22 protein-coding genes are annotated in these 24,217 nt (G+C 67.9%); 16 read left to right on the top strand and 6 right to left on the bottom strand.

Annotation, left to right across the window (positions count from 1 at the left end; all coding sequences use genetic code 11):
- Window positions 1-151 precede the first annotated feature (151 nt).
- The 15 genes from OPIT5_11065 to OPIT5_11135 all read left to right on the top strand — a co-directional run bounded on the left by OPIT5_11065 (window position 152) and on the right by OPIT5_11135 (window position 14,530).
- Window positions 152-958, top strand: coding sequence for a hypothetical protein (locus tag OPIT5_11065; protein AHF90654.1), 807 nt, complete (start codon window positions 152-154; stop codon window positions 956-958).
- Window positions 937-1,761 (top strand): glycerol acyltransferase, encoded by an 825-nt coding sequence (locus OPIT5_11070; protein ID AHF90655.1) that lies wholly within the window; start codon window positions 937-939, stop codon window positions 1,759-1,761. The genes OPIT5_11065 and OPIT5_11070 overlap by 22 nt, the downstream gene beginning before the upstream one ends.
- Before the next feature lie 12 nt (window positions 1,762-1,773).
- Window positions 1,774-2,031 carry an acyl carrier protein gene (locus OPIT5_11075; GenBank protein ID AHF90656.1) on the top strand — a complete coding sequence of 86 codons (258 nt, stop codon included), beginning with the start codon at window positions 1,774-1,776 and terminating at the stop codon, window positions 2,029-2,031.
- A 44-nt stretch (window positions 2,032-2,075) separates the two neighbouring features.
- On the top strand, window positions 2,076-2,375 hold the full coding sequence (locus OPIT5_11080) for an acyl carrier protein (protein AHF90657.1): 300 nt from the start codon (window positions 2,076-2,078) through the stop codon (window positions 2,373-2,375).
- Window positions 2,376-2,381: 6 nt separating this feature from the next.
- On the top strand, window positions 2,382-2,969 hold the full coding sequence (locus tag OPIT5_11085) for a DNA gyrase subunit B (GenBank protein AHF90658.1): 588 nt from the start codon (window positions 2,382-2,384) through the stop codon (window positions 2,967-2,969).
- Window positions 2,966-4,879, top strand: coding sequence for an acyl-CoA synthetase (locus OPIT5_11090; protein ID AHF90659.1), 1,914 nt, complete (start codon window positions 2,966-2,968; stop codon window positions 4,877-4,879). The genes OPIT5_11085 and OPIT5_11090 overlap by 4 nt, the downstream gene beginning before the upstream one ends.
- Window positions 4,876-6,666 carry an acyltransferase gene (locus OPIT5_11095; GenBank protein ID AHF90660.1) on the top strand — a complete coding sequence of 597 codons (1,791 nt, stop codon included), beginning with the start codon at window positions 4,876-4,878 and terminating at the stop codon, window positions 6,664-6,666. Before OPIT5_11090 ends, OPIT5_11095 begins: the two co-directional genes overlap by 4 nt.
- Before the next feature lie 103 nt (window positions 6,667-6,769).
- Window positions 6,770-7,363: a membrane protein gene (locus OPIT5_11100; protein ID AHF90661.1), complete on the top strand. Its 594-nt coding sequence runs from the start codon at window positions 6,770-6,772 to the stop codon at window positions 7,361-7,363.
- On the top strand, window positions 7,360-9,747 hold the full coding sequence (locus tag OPIT5_11105) for a membrane protein (protein ID AHF90662.1): 2,388 nt from the start codon (window positions 7,360-7,362) through the stop codon (window positions 9,745-9,747). Before OPIT5_11100 ends, OPIT5_11105 begins: the two co-directional genes overlap by 4 nt.
- Window positions 9,744-10,385, top strand: a complete 642-nt coding sequence (locus OPIT5_11110) for a hypothetical protein (protein AHF90663.1) — start codon at window positions 9,744-9,746, stop codon at window positions 10,383-10,385. The genes OPIT5_11105 and OPIT5_11110 overlap by 4 nt, the downstream gene beginning before the upstream one ends.
- The gene (locus OPIT5_11115) at window positions 10,382-11,587 is read left to right on the top strand and encodes a 3-oxoacyl-ACP synthase (protein ID AHF90664.1); all 1,206 of its coding nucleotides are present in this window, start codon (window positions 10,382-10,384) and stop codon (window positions 11,585-11,587) included. Before OPIT5_11110 ends, OPIT5_11115 begins: the two co-directional genes overlap by 4 nt.
- A 30-nt stretch (window positions 11,588-11,617) precedes the next feature.
- Window positions 11,618-12,106 carry a 3-hydroxy-fatty acyl-ACP dehydratase gene (locus OPIT5_11120; GenBank protein AHF90665.1) on the top strand — a complete coding sequence of 163 codons (489 nt, stop codon included), beginning with the start codon at window positions 11,618-11,620 and terminating at the stop codon, window positions 12,104-12,106.
- Entirely contained in the window at window positions 12,103-12,843 is a 741-nt protein-coding gene (locus tag OPIT5_11125) for a 3-ketoacyl-ACP reductase (protein ID AHF90666.1), read from the top strand. Before OPIT5_11120 ends, OPIT5_11125 begins: the two co-directional genes overlap by 4 nt.
- A complete protein-coding gene (locus OPIT5_11130) occupies window positions 12,648-14,093 on the top strand; it encodes a 3-oxoacyl-ACP synthase (protein ID AHF90667.1) in 1,446 nt (481 codons plus the stop codon). The genes OPIT5_11125 and OPIT5_11130 overlap by 196 nt, the downstream gene beginning before the upstream one ends.
- 47 nt (window positions 14,094-14,140) lie before the next feature.
- Window positions 14,141-14,530, top strand: coding sequence for a hypothetical protein (locus OPIT5_11135; protein ID AHF90668.1), 390 nt, complete (start codon window positions 14,141-14,143; stop codon window positions 14,528-14,530).
- A 15-nt stretch (window positions 14,531-14,545) separates the two neighbouring features.
- On the opposite strand, the gene OPIT5_11140 is transcribed toward OPIT5_11135, so the two are convergent.
- Both OPIT5_11140 and OPIT5_11145 read right to left on the bottom strand, forming a co-directional pair.
- Window positions 14,546-15,157 (bottom strand): abortive infection protein, encoded by a 612-nt coding sequence (locus OPIT5_11140; GenBank protein ID AHF90669.1) that lies wholly within the window; start codon window positions 15,155-15,157, stop codon window positions 14,546-14,548.
- A gap of 213 nt (window positions 15,158-15,370) precedes the next feature.
- Window positions 15,371-17,062 (bottom strand): glycosyltransferase family 1, encoded by a 1,692-nt coding sequence (locus tag OPIT5_11145; GenBank protein ID AHF90670.1) that lies wholly within the window; start codon window positions 17,060-17,062, stop codon window positions 15,371-15,373.
- Window positions 17,063-17,240: 178 nt separating this feature from the next.
- Here OPIT5_11145 and OPIT5_11150 point away from each other — a divergent pair, with 178 nt between their 5' ends.
- Window positions 17,241-18,860 (top strand): phosphate ABC transporter substrate-binding protein, encoded by a 1,620-nt coding sequence (locus tag OPIT5_11150; GenBank protein ID AHF90671.1) that lies wholly within the window; start codon window positions 17,241-17,243, stop codon window positions 18,858-18,860.
- A 36-nt stretch (window positions 18,861-18,896) separates the two neighbouring features.
- Here the strand turns inward: OPIT5_11150 and OPIT5_11155 are convergent, their stop codons facing one another.
- The 4 genes from OPIT5_11155 to OPIT5_11170 form a co-directional block, all read right to left on the bottom strand.
- On the bottom strand, window positions 18,897-20,822 hold the full coding sequence (locus OPIT5_11155) for a heparinase (protein AHF90672.1): 1,926 nt from the start codon (window positions 20,820-20,822) through the stop codon (window positions 18,897-18,899).
- 22 nt (window positions 20,823-20,844) lie between these two features.
- On the bottom strand, window positions 20,845-22,461 hold the full coding sequence (locus tag OPIT5_11160; protein ID AHF90673.1) for a sugar ABC transporter substrate-binding protein: 1,617 nt from the start codon (window positions 22,459-22,461) through the stop codon (window positions 20,845-20,847).
- A gap of 72 nt (window positions 22,462-22,533) precedes the next feature.
- The gene (locus OPIT5_11165) at window positions 22,534-23,460 is read right to left on the bottom strand and encodes a hypothetical protein (protein AHF90674.1); all 927 of its coding nucleotides are present in this window, start codon (window positions 23,458-23,460) and stop codon (window positions 22,534-22,536) included.
- A 14-nt stretch (window positions 23,461-23,474) separates the two neighbouring features.
- Complete coding sequence (locus OPIT5_11170) at window positions 23,475-24,155, bottom strand: N-terminal cleavage protein (protein AHF90675.1); 681 nt, start codon at window positions 24,153-24,155, stop codon at window positions 23,475-23,477.
- Window positions 24,156-24,217: the final 62 nt, after the last annotated feature.

The raw sequence follows: 24,217 nt of genomic DNA on the forward strand, positions 1-24,217 counted from the left end.
TACCCCATCGCTTACTGCTTCTCGCCGGCAACCGGCACGTTGCCGCTTGCCAACTATTTTGCCGGCGCTTTCCGTCTCGTTACTTCCCTCCATGTCCGCTTCCATCTTCACTGCCAGTCGCCCGGCATCGGGCGCCGGTCCGTCGGCGGAAATCGCTTTCAGCCTTGTCGACTGGAACGCGCTCGCTCCCGGTCGGGCGACCCGCGAGGCATGGATGGAGTGGGCCGCGTCCTCCGCGCAGGATATCCCCGCGCCGGACGTCGCCGGGGAGGGCGGCCCGCCTTTGCCGAAGACGCCGCACATCCCCATGATGGCCGCCCGTCGCATGAGCCCGGGCACGCGCCTGGCCGTGGAGGCGGCGCTCGCGCTCATGGAAACCCGCGCGGCGATCCCCGGCGCGCCTCCTGTTGACGCCCTCGTTTTCTCCAGCCGTCACGGCGAGCTCGAACGCACCCTGCAAATCATCCGCAACCTGGCGGACGGTTCCGAAATCTCGCCCACCGATTTCGCGATGTCCGTCCACAACACCGCGGCCGGCCTCCTGACCATCACGGCCGGCGCCGCCCTGCCCGCCACGTCGGTGGCCGCCGGCATCGACTCCTTCCAGCAGGCGCTTTTCGAGGTCGCGGCCTTTTTCGAGGCCGGGATGCAGTCCGTGCTGCTCCTCGATTTCGAGGGGCGGTTGCCCGAATTTTATCGGGCGCAACCGGGCGACACGTCCGGAACCCTCCCGCCGGCGCCCGGCTTCGAAGCCTGCGCGGTGGCCCTCCTTCTCCGGCCCGGCAACGACTGCCGCGTGACGTCCCTCCCTGCCGCGAATCCGGCTCCGGACGCAGCCGGCGCCGCCTCTCCCTGGCCGCAAAGCGTGAGGTTTCTCCGTCATTATCTCGCTCGCAGGAACAGGTTCACCCTCGGCGGCGACCACCGTGACTGGCTATGGAACTGCGTCGCATCCTGAACAGGGCGGCAGAGGCCTGGCGCATCGTCGCGACCGTCATCTCGTTCATGATCTTCGGGGCCGGCGGCCTGGTGATCGCCTGTCTCTGGATTCCCTGCATCTGCTTCCTGCTGCACGTCCGTGCTTTTTTCCTGCGTTCCTCTGCCGGGGTTACCCGGTCCCGGCGGCATGAGCTCACCCGGCGCAGCATCGCGGCCAGCTTTCGGCTTTTTATCCGGTTTATACGTTCGGCCAGGGTCATCGACTACCGCATCGAGAACGCCGGCCGCCTCGCTGCGGATGACGGCTGTCTCATTGTCGCCAATCATCCCAGCCTTCTCGACTACGTGTTCCTCGCCTCGCTCGTGCCCTGCTGCGACTGCATCGTCAAGGAAGCCCTCCTGCGAAATCCCTTCACCCGGCACATCGTCCGCGCCGCCGGCTACATTCCCAACCACGACCCGGAGCAACTCCTCGAAGCCTGCCGCGCGCGCCTCGCCGCAGGAGGGCGCATCGTCGTTTTCCCCGAAGGCACGCGCAGCACTCCCGGCCAGCCGCTCCGGCTCCGGCGCGGCGCCGCCAACATCGCCATCCGCAGCGGCGTGCCCCTGCGTGTCGTGCACATCACCTGCACGCCCCCCATCCTCACCCGCCAGCAGAAATGGTGGCGAACCGCGCCCGTCCGTCCCCTGTTCCGCATCGTCATCCGCGAAAAGATCGACATCGCCCCGTTTCTCGAAAACAACCTGCCTCCCTCGCGCGCCGTCCGCCTCCTCAACGACCGCCTCCAGACCGCGCTTGCTCCCTCCGGCGCCGGATACTAGTACCATCAGCCGATGAATCCCCTCCACGACGAGATCAAAACCCTTATCATCGAGACCCTGAATCTTGAAGGGCTTGCCGTGGACGACATCCGGACCGACGCCCCCCTTTTCAACGAAGGACTCGGGCTCGATTCCATCGACGCGCTCGAACTCGGTCTCGCCATCAAGGGCCGCTACGGCATCGTCCTCTCCGCCGACAATGCGGACACCCGCCGGCACTTCGCCTCCGTCGCCAGCCTCGCCGACTTCATCGCCGCCAGCCGTGTCTGACGCCCGTGCTTCACCCCCTCCCTCCGCCACACCTCGCGTATCACATGCAAAAAGACCAGATTCTTTCCGGGCTCAAGGAGCACCTCCGCAAGCTCTTCGACATCGACCCGGCCACCGTCACGCCCGAATCCCGCATTTACCAGGATCTCGGGCTGGATTCGATCGACGCCGTCGATCTCGTCGTCCACCTCCAGCGCTCCACCGGCAAGAAAATCAGGCCCGAGGACTTCAAGGCTGTCCGCACCGTCGCCGACATCGTTGACGCCATCCACGCTCTGGTCAACGGCCCGGAGACTGTCGCTCCTCCTCCGGCGGAAGCCGGCGCCGCCCGCCGGCAGCCCTGACCCGGTGTGCGCCGCCCGCTCGACATCCTTACCGCCCTGGCGCTGATCCTGTATCCGGTTGCCGTCTACGCCGGCCTGAATGCCTGGGGCGTCGGCACGCTGGCGCCGCTCCTGCTCGCCATGTTTGTCCTGCGCCTGCTCCGGTCGCGCCCGAAAGCCCCGGTGTTTTTCCCGGTTGCCGCTCTCCTTGCGCTGGCCGGCGGCCTGCTCGCACTGCTCTCCTGGACGCTGAAACAATCCGGCTGGCTCCTCTGGTATCCGGTCGCCGCCAGCCTCGTGTTGCTCGGCCTCTTCGGCTGGACGCTTCTCCGTCCGCCCAGCTTCGCGGAGCGCGTCGCCCGCCTCGCCGACCCCGTGCTGCCTCCGGCGGCGGTTGTCTACACGCGCAACGTCACCCGCATCTGGTGCGTTTTCTTTTTCGTCAACGCCCTCGTCGCGCTCGGCACCTGCCTCTCCGGCGACCTCCGCCTCTGGACGCTCTACAACGGAGCCATCAGCTACGCCCTCGTCGGCCTGCTCGCGGGCTGCGAGTGGCTCGTCCGCCGGAAGCTCCGGCGCAGGCTTCGCATGGCCGCGCCCTCCGTCGCCGCATGAAGCCTGACATCGCCAACCATCCCGCTGACGTTGCTCCGGCCGCCGCTCCGCCCTGCCTCGACTTTGCCGACATCCTTTCGCCTGCGCGGGACGGAGCGATTCCCGTCGCCTGGCGTTTCTCTTCCGGTGACCCGCCGGCCGGTTTCCGCCTGTTCACGCTGGCCGACCTGCGCGCCGACGCGGCCCGTGTCGCCGCCGCTCTCGCCGCCCGGCCCGAAATCCGCTGGGCGCTCTGCTTCGCCAGCACATACCACTTCGCCGCGGCCTTTCTTGCCGCGCTCCATGCGCGGAAGACGGTCGTCGTCCCCGGCCACACCCTGGAAAATCTTCTCGAGGAGCAACGCGACACCTTCGACGCCCTCCTCACCGATCTCCCCTTCCGGCATCCCGATTTCCCCCGTATCGATTTTCCGGTGACATCTGCTCCCGCTCCGGCGCCGTCTCACGCGACTGCCGCCCCTGCGCTTCCGTCCCTGCCGCCTGTTCGCGGCTCATGTGCGGCTCCGGAGAAGGGAGGCGTCATTTTCCACACCTCCGGCTCCACCGGCCATCCCAAGGCCGTCCACAAAACGCTTTCCGCTCTCCAGCGCGAAAACGACATTCACGCTGCTCGCCGGGGCGCGGTCCTGCGCGGCGCGCACATCGCCGGCACTACCTCGCACCAGCATCTCTACGGTTTCCAGTTCCGGATGCTCCTCCCGCTCACCCTTGGCGTTCCCTTCAATGCCGACATCATCGAGTACCACGAACAACTCCTCGCCGCCACGCCCCGGCCGTTCGCGCTCGTGACCAGCCCCGCCTTTCTCAAGCGCCTCGACCCCGCGCTCGCCCGCGCGGCGGACGAGCTTCCCGGCTGCCGCCACGTTCTCTCCGCCGGAGGTTTTCTCGCTCCGGCCGACGCCGGGCTCTGCCACCGCGCGCTCGGTTGCCATCCGTTCGAAATCTACGGCAGCACCGAAGCCGGAGCCATCGCCTGGCGCGACACCGCTCCCGCCGGTGAAGACCGCTTCTGGAAGCCGCTGCCCGGCGTCCGCATCTGCTGCGACCCTGCCGACGGCCGCCTTTCCCTGCGTTCTCCCTTCCTGCCCGAAAACGAAACCCTCGTCACCGATGACCGGATACGCCTCGCCCCGGCGGGCGACGGCAGCTTCGAGCTCCTCGGCCGCATGGACCGCATCATCAAGATCGAGGAAAAACGCGTCTCGCTGCCCGAAGTCGAACAGCGTCTCCTCATGCTGGAAACCGTCGCCGATGCGGCCGCCGTTCCCCTGTCCGCGCCCAATCGCGCCATTGTCGGCGCCATCGTGGTGCTGAGCGATGCGGGTCGCCGGCAGTACGAACGCGACGGCCACGGCCGTTTCCTCCTCGACCTGCGCCGCCAGCTCCGGAACTGGCTCGAACCGGTCGCGCTTCCGCGCCAGTTGCTCGTGACCGACGCCATCCCGGTCAACTCCCTGGGCAAGCGCATCACCGCCCGCCTTCAGGCGCTCTTCGGCTCCCGCCCGCTATCCGCCTCCCCGGCGGCGGATTCTCCGTCCCCGGTCGTCGTGAGCGCGACCGACCGCGAAACCGTTGTCGAAATACGGCTGCGCCCGGATCTCCTCTGGTTTCGCGGACACTTCGCCCGCCGCCGGATTCTCCCGGGCGTCGCGCAGCTTCACTGGATTCTGGAACATGCCGCGCGCGCCTTCGGAACCGGAGATCGTATCCTGAATATAGATACGATAAAATTCCGCCGTCCGCTCGTCCCCGGCGATCTCGTCCGCCTCCGCCTTCTCTGGAGTGCCGGGGACCACCGTCTCGAATTCACCGTCGCCGCCATCGCTCCCGGCGGCCCCGTCACCGCGGCCTCCGGGCGGCTTGTCCTGCTCCCGCCGCCTCGCCCGCTCCGGCCATCCGGCACGCCATGACTCCGCCCGTCCCGGCCTTCAGCCCCTGCGTCATCATCCCCTGCTACAACCACGGCGGCACCGTGCCCGCGCTCCTCGCGCACCTCGCTCCGCTGGCGTTGCCCGTCATCGTCGTTGACGACGGCAGCGACGCCGCCACCGCCGGGACGTTGCGCGCGCTCGCCGCTTCCTCGCCGCTTTCCTGCGTCCTTCTCGCGCATCCGGAAAACCGGGGCAAGGGCGCCGCCACCGCGACCGCCCTCCGCGAGGCGCTTCGCCGGGGTTTTTCGCACGCCATCCAGATCGACGCCGACGGCCAGCACGATCCGGCGGTCCTCCCGGCGTTTGTCGAGGCCGCCCGCGCGAACCCCCGCGCCCTCGTTTCCGGGCGGCCCGTTTACGACGGGAGCATCCCCCGCTCGCGCCGTATCGCCCGGCATATTACCCATGCCTGGGTCCGGATCGAAACCCTCTCCCTGCAAATCCGGGACAGCATGTGCGGCCTGCGGGTGTATCCGGTCGCCGCCACGCTGGCGCTCATCGACAGGCGCCGCTCCCGCGCCGCCCGTTTTTTCCGGCTGCCCGCTCCCAGGATCGGCCGTCGCATGGATTTCGACATCGATATCATGGTCCGCCTTTTCTGGAAAGGCGTGCCCGTGATCTTTCTGCCCGTGCGCGTCACCTATCCGCCCGGCGGCATTTCCCACTTCCGGCTTCTGCGCGACAATCTCCGCATATCCTGGCTGCACACCCGCCTCGTCCTCGGCATGATCCCGCGTGCTCCCGGCTTCCTGCTCCGCCGTCTCCGCTCCGCGCCCGCGACGGCGGAACCCGCCGCCGACCCGCACTGGTCGCGTATCGACGAACGCCGCGGGCTCGCCGGCATGCGCCTCATGTTCGCCGTGTATCGGCTGGTCGGTTACCGGGCGTTTGCTCTTCTCCTGCACCCGGTCGCGGCGGTTTTCTGGCTCACGGGCCGCCGCCAGCGCCGCGCTTCCCGCGCCTGGCTCCGCCGCCTGCGGGACTACGGCCGCGCCACCGGGCGAAGCCTTCCGCGCGGGCTCAACAGTTACCGGCATTTTTATCGCTTCGGCGAAGCTCTCCTCGAAAAACTCGCTGCCTGGAGCGGCGACATCCGCGCCGCCGACGTCGAAATCGCCGACGACCGCTGCCTCGCTCCCTTCCTCCGCGACCGCGCCGCGCCCGGCGTTCTCGTGTTCGTCACCCATCTCGGCAATGCCGAGCTCTGCCGGGCTCTCGGCGCCCGCGCCGGCAAGACGATCAACGCCATCGTCTTTACCGACCATGCGGCTCGCTTCAACCGGCTCCTCCGCGAGATCGCGCCGGATGCCCATCTCAACCTCGTTTCCGCCGCCGGGCTCTCGCCCGCCACCGCCATCCGCCTGAAGGAGAAAATCGACGCCGGCGAATGGGTCGCCATCGCCGCCGACCGCACCGCCGTCCTCAACCCCGGTCGCACGGTCACCGCCGACTTTCTCGGCGCCCCGGCTCCCTTTCCCGAAGGCCCGTTCGTGCTGGCCTCCGTTCTCGAATGCCCCGTTTTCCTCATGTTTGCCCTCAGGGAAAACGGCCGCCTGCGCATCCACGTCGAGCCCTTCGCCCATCCGCTCCGGCTTCCGCGCGCCACCCGCGCCGCCGCTCTCGCCGGCCACGCCCGCCGCCTCGCGGCCCGCATCGAACACCACGCCGCCAACGCTCCTCTCGACTGGTTCAACTTTTACGACTTCTGGCAAACCTCCGGCTCGCGTCCGCCCGTCCCGCCGCCGAAAACTCCGTGTCCTTCCTGACGCCCCCGCCCGTTTCCGGGCTCCGCCTTTCGCCACCATGACTTTCCGCCGACGCTTCCGTTTTTACTGTCGCTTTCACGCTTGCCCCCGCCGTGGCGCGGCGTTGCTCGCCGCCATCGGCCTGTGCCTGTCGGGCATTCCGGACGGCGCCTGCGAGGACGCGCCGCTCGCGCCCGAGGCATTGCAGGCCCGGCTTGCCGTCAACGGCGTTCTCCGGTGCGACTTCGAGCAGACCCGCACGATCAGCGGCATGGCGCGTCCCCTGCGTTCCTCCGGTTCTCTGGAACTCTCCTCCGGCGGCGACCTCGTGTGGCGGCAGGCCAGGCCCTTTGGCCAGACCGTGCGGCTCTCTCCCGGACGCATCGAAATCACACTCGACGGTCAGCCACCCGAAATCATTACCGAACGGGACAACCCCGGCCTCTTCCGGTTCAACCGGCTCCTCTCCGCGCTCCTTGCCGCCGACCATGCCGCTCTCGCCCGGAGCTTCGACCTTGCGATTTCCGGCACCGCGGCGCACTGGACTCTCCGGCTCGATCCGCGCGACGACCTCCTCCGGAAGATCTTCCTCCGTATCACCCTGACGGGTACCGGGCGTATCGAAACCATCCTGATCGAGGACCGGCAAGGCGACGTCACTTCCCTGCGTTTCCTCAACTATCAGGTGACGCCTCCCGCGTCGCCGCCCGTCCCGTGAAAACGAGGTTCGCCAGCATCACGCTCCGTCGCCTGCAGCCCGTCCTCGCCCTCGGCTGGCTTGTCGTCTGCATCCTGACCGTCGCCCTGCTCGCGTGGCTTGTCCCCCGCGCCCGGGTGGACACCAACATCCTCTCGCTTCTTTCTTCCGCCGGCGAGGACAGGGATGCGGAGATCAACGAAGCCTGCGCCCGGCGCATCGAGCAACAACTCCTCTGGTTCGTCGCCGCTCCCCCGCCTGCCGCCGCCGGCGAGGATTCCGACGACGCGCCGGCCCGCTGGTGGCTCGGGCAACTGGCCGCCATCCCCGGATTGCAGGACGTTGCCGGTCCGGTCTCCGAAGATCACCAGGAGGCGTGGGGCCGCTTCCTGCACCGGTATCGCGCCCAGGTGCTCGACGCGCAGTCGCTCCACCGTCTCGACCAGGGGCCCGACGCCTGGGCCTCGTGGGTGCTTTCACAGGTGTATTCGCCGCTCGCCGGAGTCGGCTCCCGGGAACTGGCGGGCGACCCGCTCCTCCTCGTTCGCAGCAACCGGATGGCGGCCGTCTCCCGGGCGTCCGCATTCCGCCTCGATCGCGGCTGGCTCACCTGCGACGACCCGGACGGCCGTTCCTGGCGGATGATTCGCGCCAGCCTGCACGGTTCCTCGTTCGACGTGAAAAGCGTCCATGCGCTTTGCGACCGCCTCGCCCTGCTCGAACAGGAATTTCTCCAGCGCTGGCCGGGCGCGGAAATCCTCCGGCGCGGAGCCGTATTTTACAGCGACTACGCCTCGCGGCAGGCGCAGGGGGAAATCGCCCTGATCGGCGGCATCTCCACGCTCGGCATCATCGCCGTCTCCTTTCTGCTTTTCCGCTCCCTGCGCCCCATGCTGCTCACGCTCCTCTCCACCGGCATCGGCCTGGCCGCCGGGCTGGCCGGGGTGCTTCTGATCTTCGGCTCCGTCCATGTCATCACGCTCGTGCTGGCCACGAGCATCATCGGCATCTCGGAGGATTATGCCGTCCACTACCTCGTCGAACGCATGCGCCACGGCGGGGAGGAGAGCCCGCTGGCCAGCCTGCGCCGCCTCCTGCCGGTGCTTGCCCTCGCGGTCGTCACCAGTTCCGCCGCCTACCTGGTGCTGTTCGTCGCTCCCTTTCCCGGATTCCGCCAACTCGCGGTGTGCGCGATCCTCGGCCTCTGCTGCGCCTTCGCCACGGTGGTTTGCTGGTTCCCGCTGCTCTCGAAAAAAATCCGCCCGCACCGGAAAAACGCCGCCCTGCACGCCGCCATCGCCGTCTGGTTGCGGCTCTGGCAAACGGATCGCCGCATGCGCGTCGGTTTGCCGCTGGTCCTCGCGCTCGTCGCCCTGGCCGGGCTCCTTGCGACCCGCGTCGATGACGACGTTGCCCGGCTTCAGGGTTTTCCGCCCGCCTTCCGCGAAAACGAAAAACGCATCGCTGCGCTCACCGGCGAGGATGCCGACTCGTCGTGGTTTGTCGTGCGCGGTCGCACCGCCGAGGAAACCCTCCGGCGCATGGAGGCGCTCGAACCGGTTCTCCGGCAGGAACAGCGTGAAGGACGGATTCGCGGCGCGCGCCTCCTCACGGAGCAGCTTCCGTCGCTCGCCCGCCAGCGCGCCACGCGGGAAAAACTCGCCGCCGCCGCTCCCGCGATCCTGCAGCGCCTGCGCGACGCGGGGCTGGAGCCGGCCGACATGCGCGGCGACGGCGAGAGCCCGGTTCCGCCCTTTTCGCCGCTGACGCCCGCCGGGTGGCTCGCCGGCCCGGCCAGCGATGGCTGGAGCATGTTGTGGTTCGATTTCGACGACGGCGCCACGGCCGCGCTCGTTCCCGTCGCCGGAGCCGCCGCCGGCTTTGCCCCCGACGGGATCGCCGCCCGCTTCGAGGGCGTGTCCTGGCACAACCGCCGCGCCGAAGTCAGCCATGTGTTCGCCGTGTTTCGCAGTCACCTCGGCCGGTTGCTGGCCGTCGCCATCGGTGTGATCGCGGTCGTCTTCGTCGCCCGGTTCGGATTCCGGCAGGGCCTCCGTTGCCTCGTCCCCCTGACGATTTCCATGGGCGTCGGGCTCGCCCTGCTCGCCCTGAGCGGGCATCCCTTCAACCTCTTTTGCATGTTTGCCCTGATCCTGGTCGTCGGCATCGGCGTGGACTGCACGCTGTTTTTTTCCAATCCGGCCTGCATCCCGGAGACGGCCATGCTCTCGGTGCTGATGGCGACCCTCACCACGATCATCGGATTCGGCGCGCTCGCCCTCAGCTCCACGCCTGCCATCTCGACTTTCGGCCTCGTCCTCGCCGGCGGCATCGGCGCCGCCTTTCTTCTTGCCCCGCTCGCCCGCCCGGCGACAAACGACGCTTCCTCGCGGACTCCCTCATGACGCGCCACCCGCATCCGTTTCTTGCCACCCTGCCGCTGCTGGCCCTCCTCCTGCCGCTGCTTTTCCAGACCGGCTGCGCCACCCGCCCGGCGTCCGCCGTCGCGTCGCCCTCGGCTCCCGTCGCCAACCTCGACCCCCGCACGCGGGTCACGCTTCCCCCGCCCGCGCTCGCCGCGCCGCTTGCTCCGCTACACCGCGAACAACTCCTTCGCGCCACGGCCCGCGGCCGCACCTGGACCCTCCACACCGTTCTCGATGCCGACGGGGAGAAAATCACCTTCGCCGGCCTCTCCCCGCTTGGCGTCCGTCTTTTCCTCCTCACGTACCGGGATGGCCGCATCGACGCCGAACAACTCGCCGCGACCGGCGAACTTCCCCCCGCCGCGCAGGTCCTCGCCGACATCATGCTCGCCTGGTGGCCGCTCGACGCCTGGCAGTCCCGTCTTCCCGCCGGCTGGACGCTTGCCGATGACGCTCCCGTCCTCCGCACCCTGCGCGACCCGCGGGGAGAGGTGGTCATGGAGATTCACTACCAGCCCGCATCCGGCGCCGCGCGCGGCGAGCCCGCCGTCATTCGCCAGCACGCCTTCGATTACCGTATCGGGATCACCACGCTCGCCGACGACACCGCGCCATGACCTGCATCCGGGCAACAGGACTCATCAATTCGCTCGGCGTCACTCCCGCCGCCATCCGCCGCTCGCTCGCCTGCGGCGAAAGCCCCGGCATGGTCGTGAACGACCGGTGGCTCGCCGGCGGCACCGCCTGCCGCGTGGGGGAAGTCACCGCGCCCCTTCCCCCCGTCCCGGCCTCGCTTGCCCGGCACGATACCCGCAACAACCGCCTCCTGCTTGCCGCCCTCGCGCAGATCCGCCCGCAGGTCGATGCGGCTCTCGACCGCTTCGGCCCCGCCCGCGTCGCCATCATTCTCGGCAGCAGCACCAGCGGCATTCACGAAGGCGAACTCGCGCTCCGCCACCGCCGCGAGCACGGCCGTCTCCCCGCCGGCTATCACTACGCGCAGCAGGAGCCGGGCGATCCGGCGCGGTTTCTCGCCGCCTGCCTCGCCACCACCGGGCCCGCCTACACCCTTTCCACCGCCTGCTCTTCCAGCGCCCGCGCCCTCGTCAGTGCGCACCGGCTTCTTCGCGCCGGCCTCGTCGATGCGGTCATTGCCGGCGGCGCCGACACCCTCTGCCAGCTCACCCTCAACGGATTTCACAGCCTGCAAGCCCTGTCGCTCTCCCCGGGCGGCTGCCGCCCGTTTGCCGCCGGCCGCGACGGCATTACCATCGGTGAAGCCGCCGCCCTCCTCCTCCTCGCCCGCGAGCCCGCCGGAGAAACCGTCCCCGTCGCTCTGCTCGGCGTCGGCGAATCTTCCGATGCCTACCACATGTCCGCTCCCCGCCCCGACGGAGCCGGAGCGGAAGCGGCCATGCGCGCCGCCCTCCGCGACGCCGGCATCGACGCCGCGCGCGCCGGCGAGACGCTCGGCTACCTCAACCTCCACGGCACCGGCACCCCGCTCAACGACAGCATGGAGGCCGCCGCCGTCTCCCGCCTCTTCGGCGACCGCATCCCCTGCAGCTCCACCAAGCACCTCACCGGCCACACGCTCGGCGCCTGCGGCGCCACCGAAGCCGCCCTCTGCCACCTCCTCCTGACCGATCCCGCCGCCACGCTCCCGCACCAGCGCCTCTCCTCCGCCGACCGCGATCCCTCGCTCGCTCCCGTGCGCCTCGTCACCGCCCCCGGCGAGCCCCTCGCGAAAAAAGCCATCCTCTCCAACTCCTTCGCCTTCGGCGGCAACAACGCCGCCGTCATCCTTGCCGCCGCCTGATGCGCGGCGCGCTCCCGCTCTCTTCCGCCAATGACCGCCATCGCCGATTCCCTCGATCTTCCGGCCGCCGACTACCTTCCGCACGAGCCTCCCCTGCTTCTCGTGCAACGCCTCCGCGCTGTCGCGTCCGACACGGTCGCCTGCGAAACGGCGCCTGACGCCGCGTTCGCTCCCTTCGCCAATCCCGACGGCTCCTTTCCCGTCCCGCTGCTGCTGGAAGTCATGGCGCAGACCGTCGGCGTCTGGGCCGGCTGGCACGCCCGCGCCGCCGGCCGGCCTCCGCAGCCCGGCCTCATTCTCGGCTGTCGTGGTTTTTCGACTACATGGACCGCCATCCCTCCCGGTGCGCGCCTCCGCTGCGAAGCCCGGAAGATCTTCCAGGACGACGCCACCGGCACCTTCGAGGTCGCCATCGCCGGGGACGGCGCGCCTGTCGCCAGCGCCACCCTCACCACGCGGCAGATCACCTGGCCCCAACTTGACACCCTTCTGGCCGCCCTCTGCTCTCCTCAGCCATGACGCCCTCCTCCCGCACCTTCCTCGTCACCGGAGCCAGCAAAGGGATCGGGCGCGCCATCGCCGCCCGCCTCGCGCGCGACGGGCACGCCATCGTCGTCCACTACCACCGCGACGAGGCCGGCGCGCGCGCCACCCTGGACGCCGTGAGAGCCGCCGGTCCGGAAGGCCGCCTGGTCACGTTCGACGTCCGCGACCGCGCCGCCTGCGCCGCCGCCCTCGAGGCGGACATCGCCGCTCACGGCCCTCCCTACGGAGTCATTCTCAATGCCGGCATCACCCGCGACGGCGCTTTCCCGACCCTCTCCGCCGAGGACTGGGACGACGTCCTCCGCACCGACCTAGACAGCTTCTACAACGTCCTCCATCCCTGCATCGCCCCGATGATCGCCGCCCGCCGCGGCGGGCGCATCGTCACCCTCTCCTCCGTCTCCGGCCTCGCCGGCAACCGCGGCCAGGTCAACTACAGCGCCGCCAAGGCCGGACTCATCGGCGCGACCAAAGCCCTCGCCGTCGAACTCGCCCGCCGCCAGATCACGGTCAATTGCGTCGCCCCCGGCCTGGTCGATACCGGAATGCTCGCTCCCGAACCCGGCATGCTCGACGAAATCCTGAAAACCGTCCCGCTCCGCCGCATCGGCACCCCCGGGGAAGTCGCCAACCTCGTCGCCTGGCTCGCCTCCGACGAGTCCTCCTACGTCACCCGCCAGGTCATCTCGGTCAACGGAGGCATGCTGTGAGTGCCCCGCACCCCGCCTCCACCCTCCGCCGCGTCGCCATCACCGGCATGGCGGGCGTCACCGCCTTCGGCAACGACTGGTCCGCCATCAAGCCCCGCCTCCAGGCCTGCCGGAACGCTGTCGTCCACATGCCCGACTGGGATCATGTGGCCGGTCTCAACACGCGCCTCGCCGCCCCCATTCCCGATTTCACCCTGCCCGCGCACTACACCCGCGTGCAAACCCGCGCGATGGGCCGCGTCGCGCAGCTTTCCACCGTGGCCACCGGGCATGCCCTCGTCCGCGCCGGCCTGGTCGGCGACCCCGTCCTCACCGGCGGCCAGGCCGGCATCGCCTACGGCTCCTCCACCGGCAGCACCGCGCCCATCCGCGATTTCGGACGCCTTCTCAACGAAAACGATACCGGTGCCATCACGGCCACGACCTACGTCCGCATGATGCCCCACACCGCTGCCGTCAACACGGGCCTCTTCTTCGGCATCCGCGGCCGCCTCATCCCGACTTCCAGCGCCTGCACCTCCGGCAGCCAGGCCATCGGCTACGCCGCCGAAGCCATCCGCCACGGCTACCAGACCGTCATGATCGCGGGCGGGGCCGAGGAGCTCTGCGTCTCCGAGGCCGTCGTCTTCGACACCGTTTTCGCCACGAGCCTGCGCAACGACGCCCCGGAAACCACCCCCCGCCCGTTCGACCGCGACCGCGACGGCCTTGTCGTCGGCGAAGGCGCCGCCACCTTTATCCTGGAAGACTACGAACACGCCCTGGCGCGCGGCGCCGTCATCCTCGGCGAAGTGCTCGGCTTTGCCACCAATTGCGACGCCACCCACATCACGCAGCCCAACCGCGACACGATGCAGGCCTGCATCCACTCTGCCATGATGCAGTCCGGCCTCGCTCCGGAGGCCATCGGGTTCATTTCCGCGCACGGCACCGCCACCGATCGCGGCGATGTCGCCGAGAGCCACGCCACGCATGCGCTCTTCGGCGAACGCGCGCCCGTGGCCTCGCTCAAGAGCTACTTCGGCCACACGCTCGGAGCCTGCGGCGCGCTCGAGACCTGGCTCACTCTCGAAATGGCGCACGACGGCTGGTTCGCTCCCACCATCAACCTGGAAAACCCCGATCCGGCCTGCGCCCCGCTCGACCACGTCACCGGTTCCGGCCGCCACCTCGACGTCGAGCATATCATCTCCAACAATTTCGCTTTCGGCGGCGTGAACACCTCGCTGGTCATCCGCCGGCACCGATAGATCCGCGCCACAAGATACCGACCACCCGCACCCGCCACGCCATCACCATGAAACAGACAATCCGCATTCCCGCGCTCGCCTTCCTCCTCCTCGTTGCGGCCTTTGGCCTGGCCGCCTGCTCGAGTACCGGCGGCGCATCCGCCGGCTCCGGCGCCACGGCGGACAAGACCTCCGTGCTTGCCCTCGCTTACGATGCCTCGATTTCCGATGAAGTCATGAAGGAGGCGGTCGCTGCCGCTGCCCTCCGCTACAACTGGACCTTCGAGTCCGGGGCAACCGGCAGACTTCAGCTCAGCTACAAGGGCTATCCCTGCACCGTGACTTACGGCAACGGCCAGGTTTCGATCACCGACTCCGGCCTGCACCGCAAGACGCGGAACTGGGCGATCAATCTCCGCAACGCGATACAGACCGAGATTGTCAGGCGCTCGAACTGAGCCTGCGTTCGCGGGCTACCAGACGCCCGACACGAAGCCCTGGGCGAGCTTGATGACGAAGACGCCGAGGTTTTTCGCGCCGTGCGCGGCCATGCAGGGGAGCAGCGAACGGTGCGGGTTCCAGCTCGCGAAACGCACGTAATAAAACCACAGCGAACTCACGAAAACGACTCCGGTGCTGAACCACCCCTTGAGGCCGAAATTCCAGATCAGTTGTCCCTCCTCCCATTGCCATAAAAACGGATGGCCGGCGGCGAACAGCACCGAGGCGACGAGGATGCTGCCGATCAGCCAGGCGCGTCCCCGTTTTTCCACGACGATATAACCGCGGAAAATCACTTCCTCGATCACCGCCGCCATGAGCGAATAAAGCCCGAACAGGACGGTGACGGTCGATTGTTCGCCGCTGATGCCGAGCGCGATCTCGCCGGCGGTTTCGGCGCCGAGCAGGACGAGCGCGCCGGCCACGGCGATGATCGTGGCGCGCGCCGGCGCATCGGTCGCGCCCGGCAGGGAGCGCCGCGGATCGGCCTTGCCCGCCCGCCACAGGTTCCGGTCGGACCACCAGAGCCACGCCACATAACCGCCGACGGCCAGCATCAGGATAACAAAAAGGGGATGGTTCATGCGCGCGCACCGTAGTCATGACGGGACGAACAACAAACCTGTTTTGACAGGAGCGGCGGCATTCCTGCCGCTGCGACGACGCGAAGCGTCGCCCGGTCGGGAAAATCCGTAGCTTCCTGCACGCGGGCCGCATCTGCCGGCGAGGGGCGAGGCGCGTTGCGCCTCGTCGCAGCGGCAGGAATGCCGCCGCTCCCGGGGGGCACGACGTCCGCCTTACTTGCGGCGGCGGCGCGCAACGAGGGCAACCGCCAGCAGGGCTCCACCCGCCAGCATGGCCCAGGCGGCCGGTTCGGGAACGGCCTGCAAGCCCCAGGCGAGGGCGAAGGTTTCGGGTTGCCAGTCGTAGTCCTCGACCAATTGCACGCCTCCCTGATGGAGCACGCGCAGGCCGATCGACGTCGCCTCGACCAGTTGCAGGCTGATGTGTTCCACCGTGTCGAGCCAGGTATAAGAGCCGGCGAGCAACTCCGCGAGGTTGCCCTCGGCGTCGAGCGACCAGATCTCGAGATCGAGGTCGGCCAGCGCGGCGAGGCCGGTGGTCAGGTTGTCGTCGGCAATCACGGAGTCGGAAAACCAGGCCAGCGTCGCGACAAACAGGCCCGCCTCCCAGGTGCCGACCTCGTAAACCGCCATCGCCGCCGGGGCGATGGTGTCGAGCAGCCATTGCTGGTTCGTGTACTGTTCGAAAGCCCGGTCGAGGTTGAGCGCGCCGGCGCCGAGTTCGTAGTCGAGCGCCTGCACCGTGGTCCAGACGTAGGTCAGGGTCACCGGATTGCCGTCGCCGTCGAAGCTTTGCACGGTCTGGTAGCTCGCCCCGTTGTTCCAGCCGGAGAGCTTGTCGGCGGAAGTGAGGAGCACGGCCTTGATGACGCGGGCGTCGCGCGAATCCAGCGCGACCTGCGCGGCGTCCTTGCCCTGCTGCGGCTTCCACTGGCCGCCGATCGCGGCGGGGGCGTCCGCGGCTTCCTTTTGCCGGCTGAGATCCGCCATCAGGGCGACGCCGCCGGCGACGAGGGGCGCGGCGAAACTGGTGCCGCTGCCGTGGGCGTATCCGTCTGTGCCGGCCGCCGTGTAGGCGACCCCGATGGCGTCGCCGGGAGCGACGATGTGGACGGTGGCCCGATTCCAGGTGACTTCACTTTCGTCCGCATAGGTGATCGTGAACGGGGACGGCCCGTAGCTGCTGAAATCGACCCGCGAGGTATAGCCGGTTGCGGCGTCGAGAGCGCCCACGGAGATGACGTTGAAGCCGAGGGCCGGTTCGCCGACGGTATTGGCCCCGTATTCGCCCCCGTTGCCGACGGAGGCAACGAAGGTGGTATGCGGGTTGGCCCGGGCGAGCGCGTCGGTGCCATCCATGATGAAGCCGCCTGCGTCTCCGCCCCAACTGCTGTTGATCACATCGACCCGCCCGAAAAAATACCGGTAGGTCGTGAAAACACTGTCCTCGCTGACCTCGAACTCTCCGGTCTCCTCATTGATGTCATAACCGATGGCGCCGGAGGAGAGCGTGGCGCCCCAAGCGATCCCGCGTGAATTGTGGCCGCCGAAGTCATTGCCGGCGATCAACTGGGAAACAGCCGTGGCATGGAGGTCGGTCTGCCCGGTGGAGTCCGTGCCGGTGAAGAACTCGCCTCCCCGCGTCAACTGGTCGGCGAGGGCGGCATGATCGGTCGCGTAGTGGCCGCTCTCGATGTTGGCGACGGTGGCGTTGGCGCCGGTCACGCCGGCATCGTAAAACGTGTCGGCCCCGATGAGGGCATTGATGTCGATAGCGGAACCGCCGACGATTCCCTCGACGGCGCGGGCGGGGACCGCGAATGCGGCGAGAGCAAGCAGGACAAGTGTGACGAGAGACCGCGTACGGACCTTTGGGGCGCACGGGCCGGAATGGCAGACAGGCATCAGTGTGGTAGAGGTTGACGAGCCGGTTGAACAGGACCGCCGGAAAAAAAAGACGGCCGGCGGCTCCACGGCAAGCGCGGAGAGGGGAGAAACCGGAAATGACAGAAAAGACGGCTGGCGCAGGCGTATCCGTTCTGCAGTTGTCGCGCCGGGAAGTTGCTGTTTGTCTGTTCGTGCCATGTCCAGACCCCCGTATCTTGGTCGTTCCCTGCTGAGGTTGCTCTTGCTCTTGCCGTTGCTGTACCAGGTTCTGCTGGTGGGCGTGTTCCTGGGCGCAGGTATCGCTGTGGATGGCCACCCGGCCGGCCTCGCCGCGCTCGGCGGCGTGGCGGGATTGCTGTTTCTCTTTTTGTGCGCGCGTTCGGGAATGACGCTGGTTCTGCATTCGTATCCGGAAAAAGAGGATGCTCCGGAAACCGCTGCCGCTGATGGAGGCAGGCCCGTCAGGGAGGGGGTGATGCCGGACCGTTTTTTTGTCCGCTACCAGCCGGTGATCGTTGCATCCTTGTGGACGCTGCCCGTCGCTCTGGTCGCATTGATGTTTCCGCCGGGTGAATCGGGTTCCGTGTTCGGAACGTTCGTCAGTCTTTTCACCCTGGCTCACCTGCCATCATCGATTCTGACCATCGTTGTCACGATGTTTTCCGTGCCGTCGCCCTGGATGTTTCTGGGGCCGCCCCTGGCGATTTACGCCGCTTACGGACTGGGGATGGCATGGGGCTTCCGGCGTTTGCGGGCTCCGCGCACCGCCCTGCGCGGACAATTCGTGGCCGGTATCGTGTCTGTCGCGTTCCTGCTGGCGATCGTATGGCGCATGGAGGTCCTGACAGAGGGCCTCGTCGGCGGACGTCCCGAAGACGCCTGGATGCCCGACCGGTTTTACATCGAAAACTACCGGCCTCATCGCGAAGGCAACCGGCTCGTCAAGGTTGCGAAGCCGACGCTGACGATCACGGAAAACCATCCCCGGCTCGATGGAGCCACGGCGGCGTATCCGGTTTACGCGGCTGCCGCCCAGGCCATCTACAAAAACCTCAAGGATTACGAGGTCGAGGGGCGGGTGGTTGCCTCAACGACTCCTCGTGCCTACACCCGGCTGATCGAGGGCAAGGCGGACCTCATTTTCGCGGCGCACCCGTCGCCGGAACAGATCGCCGCGGCCCGGGAAAAGGGACTCGTTTTCAACCTTACGCCGATCGGGCGGGAGGCATTTGTGTTTTTCGTCCACAAGGACAACCCGGTTGAAACGCTTTCCACGGACCAGATTCGCGCCATCTACACGAAAAAAATCCGCAACTGGCGCGAGGTGGGCGGGCGTGGCAAAAAGATCGTGCCTTTCCAGCGTCCGAAGGGCTCGGGCAGCCAGACGGCGATGGAGCACAAGGTCATGCGCGGGGAGCCGCTGCCCGAGCCGTTGCGCGAAGAATTCGCGCAAGCGATGGGCGGGATCATCCGGCGCGTGGCAAGCTGGCGCAACACGAGCGAGGCTATCGGTTATTCATTCCGCGTGTTTGCGACACAGATGAGTCCGGACCGCCAGATCCGGCTGCTCCGGATCGATGGCGTGGCACCCGGGCCGGCCACCATCCGCACCGGCGAGTACCCGTACACGGTCGATGTTTTTGCCGTGACGGTATCACCTGCGAGTCCCGCCGGAGCGGACGGCGCAACAGGCAGTGTGCCTTCGGCAACCGCGCCCAATCCGCACGTGCAGGAACTGGTCGACTGGTTCCTGGGTCCGCAGGGCCAGCGCCTGATCGAGGAAACGGGTTACGTCGGGCTGGCGCCCGTACAATAACACCTCCGCCCCTCCATCACATGCGTTCTCACCGTCTCACTCCACGGGCGTGATCGTGCAGCGCAGCGAGGCCCGGGTGACCGGCTGGGCGAAATCGATGCCCACACGCGTCGGGGCGGGCGGGCGGTTGGTTTCGACCGGCTGCTTGGTGACGGTGAACGATCCGACGCTGCTTTCGATTTTGACCCGCACACGCGCCGGGCCGTCGATGAAGAGAAGCGTGTCGGCTGACTCCTGTTTCATCGTGCCCATCGTGATCAGGGCGGTGCCGAAGGTTTGCGGAGAGGAAAACTCCACCGTGTCGTCCACGACCAGCCGGCCCGCGCGGGTGCGCGTGTAGGTGAAGGCGCGTTCGAGTCTGGTCAGGCCGGGAGCGTCATAGGCGCCGGCAAGATCGAGCACGTAGGTATCAACGTCAGGGGTGAAGTCGATGCGCACGATGCGGGTGGTGGCGCGTTTGCCGCCGAGCTGGTACTGGCCGGCAACGACCGGAACGGCATGCCCGAAGCTGCCGATCCGGGGGATGGTGAACCGGGCGCTGGTGAAGGTCTTCGAGTTGTAATTTTCGGAACCGGGATCGAGCAGCGGAGCGCGGCCGTGGAGGGCGACGACAAACTGGCCGAGGTCGGCGTGGCTGTGATTGGCGCCGCCGCGGCCGCCCTTGAGCGTGACGGCGAGACGGGCCGGATCGTTGTCGCCGGGGCGCGCAACAAGGATGCCGGCATCGGAGAACCAGCCGCGGAGCGGGTCGCCGCGCTGCATCGTCACGGTGGAAATCGGATCGATTTCGAGTTTTGCGAAGGCGGCCGTCGAATCCTTCGGCGGGAGCGGAAAGGCTGTCAGTCCGACGCTGTAGAGGAAGGGACCGGGATCGGCCGGATCGAGCTTGTCGGCCGCAGGCGGGGGAAGGCCGAGGCGCGGATTGGCGAGACGGTTGATCCACCACATCGGCTGGGCATCGAGGCGACTGTCGCCAAAATAGGGATACAGCCCGGGCGTCATTTCGAGATCGACGGGAAAGGCGGCGATTTCCTTTACTCGGGGATCGGCGTACAGGTTGACCTTGCCGGCCGTCTGGCGAAGGAGGGTTTCGGCGAGGGCTACGTAATGGCTGAAGCCGTAATTCCAGTAGCCGAGCCCTTCGAGGCAGTAGCCGTCGGCGGGAAATCCGTGGACGTACCGGGGAAGATTTTTTTCCGCACCGGCCACGATTTCGGCGCGCAGCCGCAGGTCGGGCAGCGCGGTGAGCGCGGCGAGGACGACACCGGCGTGGCAGACGGCATTCCAGTTGTGGTCGACGGCGATCCAGTAGCACCGGCGGTTTTCCGGATCGCGCAGGCGGTTGAGGTAGGGGTCAAAGATGCGGCGGCGGAGTTCGGCCCGGGTTCGCGAGACGAGGTCGGCGGGAAGCTTGTCGCCGACGAGTGCGAGGGAGGTGCCGATCATGGCGGCATTGGTGGCGGCCATCAGGTCCACGTCGACGAGTTCGCCGCGATAGTTGAGCAGCTTGCCGTCGTGGGCGGGCGCAACCCAGGTTTTTTCGGCCAGCATGGCCTCGAGTTCGGCGGTGATGGCGGGGACAAAGCGGCCATCGTCCACGGCGCATTCGGCGAGGGTGAAGATTTTCAGGCGATAGCGGCGCTGGTCGCTGTTTTTGGCGTAGTCGCCGCCGCGCTTGCCGGTGCGGGAATATTCGAGCCGGTCTTCGTCGGTGAGCAGCGGGGGAGGCTGGAGGCGGGCCTTGTCCGCGGGCGGGATCACCCGGCCGCCGAAGCGCGTGGCGAATTCTTTCCACGCGGCGCGATCCGGACGCGGGGGGCCGCAGAAGCCGGGTTCGGCGGGGAGAAGCGTCGCAATTTCATCGATACGCGCAGGGGATGGAGTGACGTCGGCGGAGGGAGCGGAAGCAGCAATAAGGCCGGTTGCAGTTGCAAGAAAGAGAATGAGACGGGTTGGTTTCATGAAAAGGCGATGGCAGGTGAAGTCAGGGCGAGGAGGGTGTCGCTTCCTCGATGAGACCGCCAGAGAGGGCGAGATCGATGGTGCTTTCGAGGACGGACGCGAGAGCCGCGTCGCCGGGTGCGGCCACGGGATCGAGCGCCGCGAAGAGCAGACGGGAATCGCCGAGGCGGACGCTGGTGAGGAAACGGCGTCGGGCGTTGTCGAGATCGCGATGGAGCGCGGCGGGCCAGGCGGGCGCGACGGCTTGCGTGAAGCGTTCGACGCGACGCGAGGCGGAGTCATCGGCGTTGGGAGCGGGCTCCTCGCCTGTTGCGCCGAGGAGATGCAGGTTTTGCTGGAAACGGAGCAGTGCATTGGCCCCGGGCAGGCCGGCCATGCGGAGCGGAAGACCGGAAAAACTGCCGTCGAGATCGGGCCGGAGGATGGAAAGTTCAGGGGCGACGGGAACGTCGACCACGGCGGAAAGGCGGCGGCTGGTGGCCGCGAATTTTTCCGCCGTCCGGTGGCTGGTGAGAAAGCGCAGGAAATCGAGGGCGAGGGCGGGGTCGGGCGCGGTGTTGGCGATGCCGAAAACCGCCTCCATCCAGGTGGCTTCGGAAACGGGTCCGAGGGAATATTCGCCCCAGTGCCCCTCGCCCGCGGCGGGCAGCGGAAAGCGGGCGATGCCGACATCGAAAGCCGCTTCCTGCATGACGCCGGTGTAGTCCCAGCTCCCGGCGTAGAGAAAGAGCGCGCGGCCGGTGACGAAGTTGAAGTGGGCATCCTCGCGCTGAAGGGTGAGGAAACCGGGCTGGCAGAGATCGAAGAGGCGCGCCTGGAGTTCGAGGGAACGGCGGACTTCCGGGGAATCGAGCGACCAGTCGCCGGCGAGCCAGCTTTCGGCGAGCTCGACTGCGTCAACTTGCAGGGTGCGCGAGGGGGAACTGCGCTCCATGAGGGACTGCGTCATGCTGGCATCGAGCAGGTCGAAGAGGCCCTGGGCATAGGGGCCGCAGACCGAAAGCGGCACGAGCGCGGTGGAGCGGCGCCGGTTGTAGTCGCGGGTCTGCGCGGCCAGAGCGAGAAACCCGTCGAGCGTGCGCGGCGGGGTGTCGGAACCGGTGACGGCCCGGAGAAGGTCACGGTTATAGTAGAGGCGAAAGGTGGAGACCTGGAGCGGGATGCCGCAGGTTTCGCCGAGAGCGGGGAAGTAGCTGAGAGAGCCGTTGAGGCCGTCGATAAACGTCTGGCGCCAGGGAACGCCTTCGAGCGGGGTGCCGGTATTGTACGGGTTGGGTTCGTCGAGGTGCGGGGAGAGCGGGGTGTAGTAACGGCCGACTTCGGGCAGGCCGGTGCCTTTGCCGAGCTGCATGATGTCGGGCGTGGTGCCGCCGGTCCACTGGGCGCGCTGCCAGGCAAACCAGGTTTTTATCGGGACGGCATTTTGTTCGATGCGCACGCCGGGATGGAGCTTTTCGTAGTCGGCAATGGCTTCGGCAAAGGCCTCGGGCATGCCGGCGTGGATCAGCCAGTGGCCGATGCGCAGGACACGCACGCCGGAATCGGCGGCGGCGCGATGGCGGGCGGCGATGCGGAGCGCCGCCGTGGCGAAGGCGGCGACCAGAAGGGCGAGGCCAAGGAGAGGAACGAGGCGTTTCACGAAAAGTCTGAACGGCGGATGGGCTGAAGGCGGGCGCGGGTGCAGGCGAGGGGCGACCGGGAGGGTCCGGTCTCAGCCCTCGGCTTTTTTCGGAGCCCCGGCCTGTTTCAGGGCGGCCAGCCGCTGGCGGAGGGTGAAGGCGCGGGTATCGCGCGAGGCGGATTGCAGGAAGGTTTCATAACAGCGGATGGCGAGGGCGGCATCACCGGTTTCGGAGGCGAGCTCGCCGACGGTGACGAGCAGGGAATTTTGCCGCTGGACCTGGCTGAACCCGATGGCGGCGGCGCGTTCGAGGTGATGACGGGCCGCCAGCGGATCGAGACGCCAGCGGAGGCGCGCGCGGCCGATGAGGTAGCGCGCATCGCGTTCGGCGGCAGGCAGCGTGAGGAGCGGGAGAACCGCCTCCGCTTCGGCCAGGCGGGCCTCGCGCGAGATCGACGGAGTTGCGGAGGCGGCCGCGGTCGGCGCGGGCAACGGCTGGAAAAGGAGGCTCGTGATGAGCCACACGCCGCCGTGCTGGGCCAGCGGGGCTTCCGGAGCGGTGGCGAGAAGATCGGCATAGAGCGCCCGGGCTCCGGCGGGATCGGGCGGTTCGAGGTGGGATTGCAGGATGCGGGCTTCGAGATAACGGGCGGCGATGCACAGGGGACCGGAAGCGGAAGGTGAGGCCGAAGAAACCGCGCGGGCGATGGCAAGGGCCTCCCCGATATGGGATGCGGTGCGCGGCTGCGCGCCCAGCAGGGCGGCGGCGACGGCAAGCTGGCGGCGCAGGGGAGCCTCGTTGTCCGGGCCGGTGGTGTCGCCGCTGGGGCGACCGGCTTCGTCAGGGTGTCCGGCGGCACGCAGCGTGCGGAGCGCCCGGGTGAAATCGAGCTGTGCGGCCTGTTCTCGGGCGAGGTCGTCGGCAGAAGGGGACGGCGCGGGGCGGGAATGAAGATGAGGAGGCAGCAGCAAGAGCATCGCCAGAACGGTCGCGATGCGGGAAAGGCAAACGGACATGGGGCGGCGACGGGTCAGGGATTGGGAACGAAATACTGTCGCTTGTCCTCGTTGGTGGCAAGGTCGGCGAGCTTCAGCGTGGCGACATGGCCATCGGCAAAACCGCACATGATAGTGCCGGGGTTGCCCCGGTCGCTGGGTGACTGGGAAGCCGTGCCGCCGGCGTATCCCCTTCCGAGATACCAGGTCGCCTTGGTCAGATCGGCGTTGGGAGCGGTCGGGGTGACGAGAACCAGGCGCGATGGTTGGGCGAGGGTGGAAGCATCGATGGCGCCGTCATTTTCCGAGCGGATAACACTGGCGTTGGCGCCGTAGTCGGACGCCGAGTGATGTTTGCCGTCGGCCACCATCGGGTCGAGCAGCACGGGATTCTGCATATCGACGGTGGTGCTGTCGTGATAGATTTTGCCGGTGCCGACCTTTGGCGACAGGTAAGGCAACAGACGGGCAGGCCACAGCGGGGAGTCGAATCCGGCGCCGCCGCCCTGAAGCGGATATTTTCCGCGGTTTTCCCCGGCATGGAGATTTATCGCCACGGCGATCTGCCGGAGATTGCTGAGGCTTTTCGAGCGTTTCGCGCTTTCGCGGACCTTGCCGACGGTGGGGATGATAATGGCGGCAAGGATGCCGATGATCGCGATGACCGTGAGCAGTTCGATCAGGGTGAAGGCGGCGGAAGTACGGGGCGTTTTCATTGCGGAATTGAAGGGCGAAAATCGGGAACCCGGCGGGAGCGGGAAGGGGGGAACCGGTGGCT

The organism is Opitutaceae bacterium TAV5 (genome assembly GCA_000242935.3).
Lineage (GTDB): Bacteria > Verrucomicrobiota > Verrucomicrobiia > Opitutales > Opitutaceae > Geminisphaera.